At 73.4% G+C, this 5990-nt stretch carries 4 protein-coding genes; all 4 read left to right on the plus strand.

Features of this window, described 5'->3' with window-relative positions:
- Nucleotides 1–1039, plus strand: a 1039-nt coding sequence (locus K9U41_RS21280) for a sensor histidine kinase (RefSeq protein WP_282642844.1), incomplete at its 5' end; no start/stop codon positions are given.
- A complete protein-coding gene (locus K9U41_RS21285) occupies nucleotides 1036–2055 on the plus strand; it encodes a HupU protein (protein ID WP_282642845.1) in 1020 nt (339 codons plus the stop codon). The genes K9U41_RS21280 and K9U41_RS21285, both read left to right, overlap by 4 nt.
- The gene (locus K9U41_RS21290; RefSeq protein ID WP_282642846.1) at nucleotides 2052–3509 is read left to right on the plus strand and encodes a nickel-dependent hydrogenase large subunit; all 1458 of its coding nucleotides are present in this window, start codon (nucleotides 2052–2054) and stop codon (nucleotides 3507–3509) included. Before K9U41_RS21285 ends, K9U41_RS21290 begins: the two co-directional genes overlap by 4 nt.
- 5 nt (nucleotides 3510–3514) lie before the next feature.
- Nucleotides 3515–5806: a carbamoyltransferase HypF gene (hypF, locus tag K9U41_RS21295; protein ID WP_282642847.1), complete on the plus strand. Its 2292-nt coding sequence runs from the start codon at nucleotides 3515–3517 to the stop codon at nucleotides 5804–5806.
- The last annotated feature ends 184 nt before the right edge of the window (nucleotides 5807–5990 follow it).

Consider the following 5990-nt stretch of genomic DNA (forward strand, 5'->3'; position numbering starts at 1 on the left):
GCTCGACCCCTCCTCCCCCACCTCGGCCAGCGATGTCCTCGCCACCGCGGCGCGGCGCCAGCGCATCGCCGACCGGGAATTCACCCTCGCCACGCCGGAAGGGCCGCAGGCGGTGTCGGTGAACGGCGCCCTGCGCTTCGACCCGCGCGGGCGGCCGGTGGGCGTGGTGCTGGTGGGCCGGCCCATCGGCGAGCTGCGCGCCGCCTATCACGCCCTCGCCAACGCCCATGAACACCTCAAGCGTACCCAGCAGCAGCTGGTGCATGCGGAGAAGATGGCTTCCCTCGGCCGCCTCGTGGCCGGCGTCGCCCACGAGCTGAACAATCCCATCTCCTTCGTCTATGGCAACGCCCACGCGCTGAAGCGCTACGCCGAGCGGCTCATCGCCTATCTCGACGCGGTCCACGCCGGCGCCGATGCCGCCGCCCTCGCCCGCACCCGCGGCGAACTGCGCATCGACCGGGCGCTGGCCGACATTCCCGCCACCCTCGCCGGCATGCTGGAAGGCGCCGAGCGGGTGCGCGACATCGTGGCGGACCTGCGCCGCTTCTCCTCCGACAAGCGCGAGGCGCGCGAGGTGTTCGACCTCGGCAGCGTGGTGCGCTCGGCGGTGGACTGGGTGGCGAAATCGCAGATGCCGGACCTCGCCATCCGCGTGGCGATCCCGGCGGGGCTGGAGGCGGTGGGCCATCCCGGCCACATCCACCAGGTGCTGATGAACCTCGTCCAGAACGCCGTGGACGCGCTGGAAGGCCGGCCCGACCCGCGCCTCGACATCACCGGCGAGCGCCTCGGCGGCCCGGACGGGGAGCGGGTGGCGGTGCGGGTGCGCGACAGCGGGCCGGGCATTCCCGAAGACATTCTCGGCCGCGTCTTCGATCCCTTCTTCACCACCAAGGCGGTGGGCAAGGGCACGGGGCTCGGCCTCTCCATCTGCTACCGCATCGCCGAGGAGCATGACGGCCGGCTGGAAGCCGCCAACCATCCCGAGGGCGGCGCCGTCATCTCCCTCATCCTGCCGGCCGGGGGACGGGCATGAGCACCGCTCACCGCGCGCCCTTCACCGTGCTGTGGCTGCAATCGGGCGGCTGCGGCGGCTGCACCATGTCGCTGCTGTGCGCCGAGGCGCCGGACCTTGCCGCGACGCTGGCCAGCGCGAACATCCGCTTCCTGTGGCACCCGACCCTGTCGGAGGAGACCGGGGACGAGGCCATCGCCCTGTTCGACGCCGTGCTCGCGGGCGAGATCCGGCTCGATGCCCTGTGCATCGAAGGCGCGCTGCTGCGCGGGCCGAACGGCACCGGGCGCTTCCACACCCTCGCCGGCACCGACACCCCCACCATCGAATGGGCGCGGCGGCTCGCTGCCGTCGCCGAGCACGTGGTGGCGGTGGGCACCTGCGCCGCCTATGGGGGCGTCACGGCGGCCGGGGTCAATCCGGCCGATGCCTGCGGCCTGCAATATGACGGGCGCCGCCCCGGCGGGGCGCTGGGCGCGGCCTTCCGCTCCCGCTCCGGCCTGCCGGTGATCAATGTGGCGGGCTGCCCCACCCATCCCAACTGGGTGACCGAGACGCTGATGCTGCTCGCGTCCGACCTCATGCGCGCCGAAGACCTCGACAGCTACGGCCGCCCGCGCTTCTACGCCGACCACCTCGTGCACCACGGCTGCCCGCGCAACGAATATTACGAGTACAAGGCCAGCGCCGAGAAGATGAGCGACCTCGGCTGCATGATGGAGCATCTGGGCTGCCTCGGCACCCAGGCCCATGCCGACTGCAACACCAGGTTGTGGAACGGCGAGGGCTCCTGCACCCGGGGCGGCCACGCCTGCATCAACTGCACCGCCCCCGAGTTCGAGGAGCCGGGCCACGCCTTCCTCGACACCCCGAAGATCGGCGGCATCCCGGTGGGCCTGCCCACGGACATGCCCAAGGCGTGGTTCATCGCCCTGTCGTCCCTCGCCAAGGCCGCCACCCCGGAGCGGCTGAGGCGCAACGCCACCGCCGACCACGTGCTGACCCCGCCTGCCGTGCGGGACATCCGCAAGCGATGAGCGCGCAGACGAAACGGCTCGTGGTCGGGCCGTTCAACCGGGTGGAAGGCGACCTCGAAGTGCGGCTGGACGTGGCCGACGGGGAAGTGCGGCAGGCCTTCGTCAACTCGCCCCTGTTCCGCGGTTTCGAGCGCATCCTGGAAGGGCGCGACCCGCGCGACGCCTTGGTCATCGCGCCGCGCATCTGCGGCATCTGCTCGGTGTCGCAATCCCACGCGGCGGCGCTGGCGCTGGCCGGCCTGCAGGGCATCGCGCCCACGGACAATGGCCGGGTCGCCACCAACCTCATCCTCGCCACCGAGAATGTGGCGGACCACCTCACCCATTTCCACGTCTTCTTCATGCCCGACTTCGCCCGGGCCATCTATGAGGACCGCCCGTGGTTCGCCACCGCCACCCGCCGCTTCAAGGCGGCGCAGGGGGAGAGCGTGCGCCGGGCGCTGGCCACGCGGGCGACGCTGCTGCACGTCATGGGCCTGCTCGCCGGCCGCTGGCCGCACACGCTGGCGATCCAGCCGGGCGGCGTTGCCAAAGGGGCCGACGCGCGGGACCAGATGCGCCTCATCGCCACCCTCGGCGCGGTGCGCGCGGACCTGGAGGACCAGCTTTTCGGCGCCCCGCTGGAGCGGGTGGCCGAAATCGCCGACGTGGTGGAACTGGAGGCGTGGCGACAGGCGGGGCCGGACGGCGACTTCCGCCTGTTCCTCGAAATCGCCGCCGACCTGGATCTGGCGCGCCTCGGCCGCGCCCATGACCGCTTCCTGTCCTACGGCGCCTATGCGCTGGACGAAGGCCGGCTCTACGCGGGCGGCACCTTTGCCGGCGGCAGGGAGGCGGGCCTTGACCCGGCGGCCATCACCGAGGACCACAGCTTCGCCCGCATGGAAGGACGCGAGGCGCCGCACCCGCCCTTCGAGGGCTCGACCTTCCCCGACGCGGCGGACGAGACCGGCTACACCTGGTGCAAGGCCCCGCGCCTCGCCGGCCTGCCGTTCGAGACCGGCGCCTTCGCCCGTCAGGTGGTGGCCGGCCATCCCCTCGCCCGCGACCTCGCGGCGAAGGAGGGCGCCAACGTGCGCGCCCGCGTGGTCGGCCGGCTGGTGGAGACGGCGCGCACCCTCATCGCCATGGAAGGCTGGGTGCGGGCGCTGCATCCCGGCGCACCCTGGTGCGCGCAGGGGGCGATGCCGCAGGCCGGACGCGCCTTCGGCCTCACGGAAGCCGCGCGCGGAGCCCTCGGCCACTGGATGGTGGTGGAGAAGGGGCGCATCGCCCGCTACCAGATCATCGCCCCCACCACCTGGAACTTCTCGCCTCGCGATGCGGTTGGCCAGCCGGGGCCGCTGGAGACGGCGCTGGTGGGCGCCCCCATCCGGCAGGGCGAGACCACGCCGGTGAGCGTACAGCACATCGTGCGCTCGTTCGACCCCTGCATGGTCTGCACGGTGCATTGAGCCCCATGAGCACCGATGTCGCGGGCGAGGAGATCGAGGTTTCAGGCATCGTGCAGGGGGTGGGCTTCCGCCCCTTCGTCTATCGCCTCGCCCGCCGGCTGGACCTGAGCGGAGACGTGCGCAACGCCGGCGACCGCGTGGTCATCCGCATCGCCGGCCCCGCCGCCGCCCGTGACGCCTTCGCGGCGGCGCTGGTGCACGAAGCACCCGTTCTGGCGCGGGTGGAACAGGTGACGCGACGCTCCGCACCGGTGCCTGAAGGCGCCTTCCGCATCGCCGAGAGCGGGGCGGGCACCGTCTCGGTGGGGGTGGTGCCGGATGTGGCCACCTGCCCCGCCTGCCGCACCGAGATCGCCGACCCCAAGGCGCGGCGCTTCCGCTACGCCTTCACCAATTGCACCGATTGCGGCCCGCGCTTTTCCATCGTCACCGGCCTGCCCTATGACCGCCCGGCCACCACCATGGCCGGCTTTCCCATGTGCCCCGCCTGCCGCGCGGACTATGAAGACCCGGCCGACCGCCGCTTCCACGCCCAGCCCATCGCCTGCCCGGACTGCGGCCCCCGCCTGTGGCTGGAGGGCGACGACGCTGCCGGCGCGGACCCCATCGACCGCGCCACCGGACTGCTGAAGGCGGGCCACATCCTCGCGGTGAAGGGCATCGGAGGCTTCCACATCGCCTGCGACGCCACCAACGCGGACGCCGTCGCCCTGCTGCGCGCCCGCAAGCATCGCCCCACCAAGCCGCTGGCCGTGATGGCGGATCTCACCGCCGCCCACGCTCTTTGCCATATCACCCCGGACGAGGCGGCCGCCCTCGCCCACCCCTCCGCGCCTATCCTGCTGCTGCCGCTGAAGCCCGGCGCGCCGCTGGCGCCCGGCATCGCCCCCGGCCAGCGCCATCTCGGCGTGATGGCGCCCTATACGCCGCTGCATCACCTGCTGGTGGCCGCCGCCGGCCGGCCGCTGGTGATGACCTCCGGCAACCGCTCCAGCGAACCGCAGATTTTCCGCGACGACGAGGCCCGCGACCGCCTCGCCGGCATCGTCGATGCGGTCCTGATGCACGACCGGCCCATCGCCCGCCGCCTCGACGACAGCGTGGCGCGCCATGTGGCCGGCCGGCTGCGCGTGATGCGGCGGGGGCGCGGGCTCGCCCCCATGCCGCTGGCCCTGCCGGCCGATTTCGCCGACGCCCCGCCCGTGCTCGCCTTGGGCGGCGAGCTGAAGAGCGCGCTCTGCCTTACCCATGGCGGGAAAGTACTGCTCTCCCACCATCTCGGCGACCTGGACGAACCGGCCACGGGCGACGCCTTCGAGACCGCGCTTGCCGACTACACCGCACTCTTCGCCCACCGGCCGGCGGTGGTGGCGGTGGACCTGCATCCGGACTACCGCGCCACCCGCCTCGGCGAGGATCTCGCCGCCGCCCTTGGCCTGCCGCTGGAGCGGGTGCAGCACCACCACGCCCACATGGCCGCCGCCATGGCGGAAGCCGGCTGGCGGCGGGCGGACGGGCCGGTGGTGGGCATCGCGCTGGACGGCCTCGGGCTGGGCGACGACGGCACCGCCTGGGGCGCCGAAATCCTCGTCTGCGATTACCGCTCCAGCCGCCGCGTGGCCCGGCTCTCGCCCATCCCGCTGGCCGGCGGGGATGCGGCGAGCCGGGAACCGTGGCGCGTGCTGCTGGCCCATCTCGACCGCGCGCTGGGACGCGCGGCAGTGGATCACGACCCGCGCCTCGCCGCGCTGTTCGCCGGCAAGCCGCTCCTGACCCTGCGCGCCATGATGGACAAGGGGCTGAACGCGCCTCTGGCCTCCTCCGCCGGGCGGCTGTTCGATGCCGTGGCGGCCCTGCTGGGCCTCGCGCCCGACCGCCTCAGCCACGAAGGCGAGGCCGCCATGGCGCTGGAGGCGGCGGCGGAAGGCGAGGCCCCGCCCTATCCCTTTGCATGGCAGGCAGACGCAGAACCCGCCGAGATCGACCCCGCCCCGCTGTTCACGGCGCTGATGGCCGACCTCCACGCCGGACGGCCCCGCGCTGCAATGGCCACCGCCTTCCACACGGGCCTCGCCGAAGCTTTCGCCGGGGCGGCGGCGCAGGTGGCGGCAGCGGAGGGCCTCACGGCCGTCGCCCTGTCCGGCGGGGTGTTCCAGAATGCCCGGCTGCTGGCAGCGACCCTGCGGCGGCTCGAAGCCTGCGGCCTCATCCCGCTGGTGCCCGCCGCGGTGCCGGCCAATGACGGCGGCCTCGCCCTCGGACAGGCCGTGGTGGCCGCCGCCCGACGCATGGGGTGAAGCCGGGCGTGTTTCACCGCCGCGCGCGGCATCTTCAGTCGCACACGGCGCAGGCCCGCGCCCCGTTTTCGTCCCGCGCGCGGGCGGCTATGGTGGCGCCATGACCAGCCCGCACCGATCGCCCGCCCCCGTCCGCCCGGAGCCCTCCGCCGCCCGGGCGGACCCGAACACCTTCCTCATCGCC

This window comes from Xanthobacter autotrophicus (assembly GCF_029991245.1).
Classification (GTDB): domain Bacteria; phylum Pseudomonadota; class Alphaproteobacteria; order Rhizobiales; family Xanthobacteraceae; genus Xanthobacter; species Xanthobacter autotrophicus_C.

What these genes read in the sequence shown, in the direction of transcription:
- hypF (WP_282642847.1), top strand. Translation starts at nt 3,515, where the DNA reads ATGAGCACCGATGTCGCGGGCGAGGAGATCGAGGTTTCAGGCATCGTG.
- K9U41_RS21290 (WP_282642846.1), top strand. Translation starts at nt 2,052, where the DNA reads ATGAGCGCGCAGACGAAACGGCTCGTGGTCGGGCCGTTCAACCGGGTG.
- K9U41_RS21285 (WP_282642845.1), top strand. Translation starts at nt 1,036, where the DNA reads ATGAGCACCGCTCACCGCGCGCCCTTCACCGTGCTGTGGCTGCAATCG.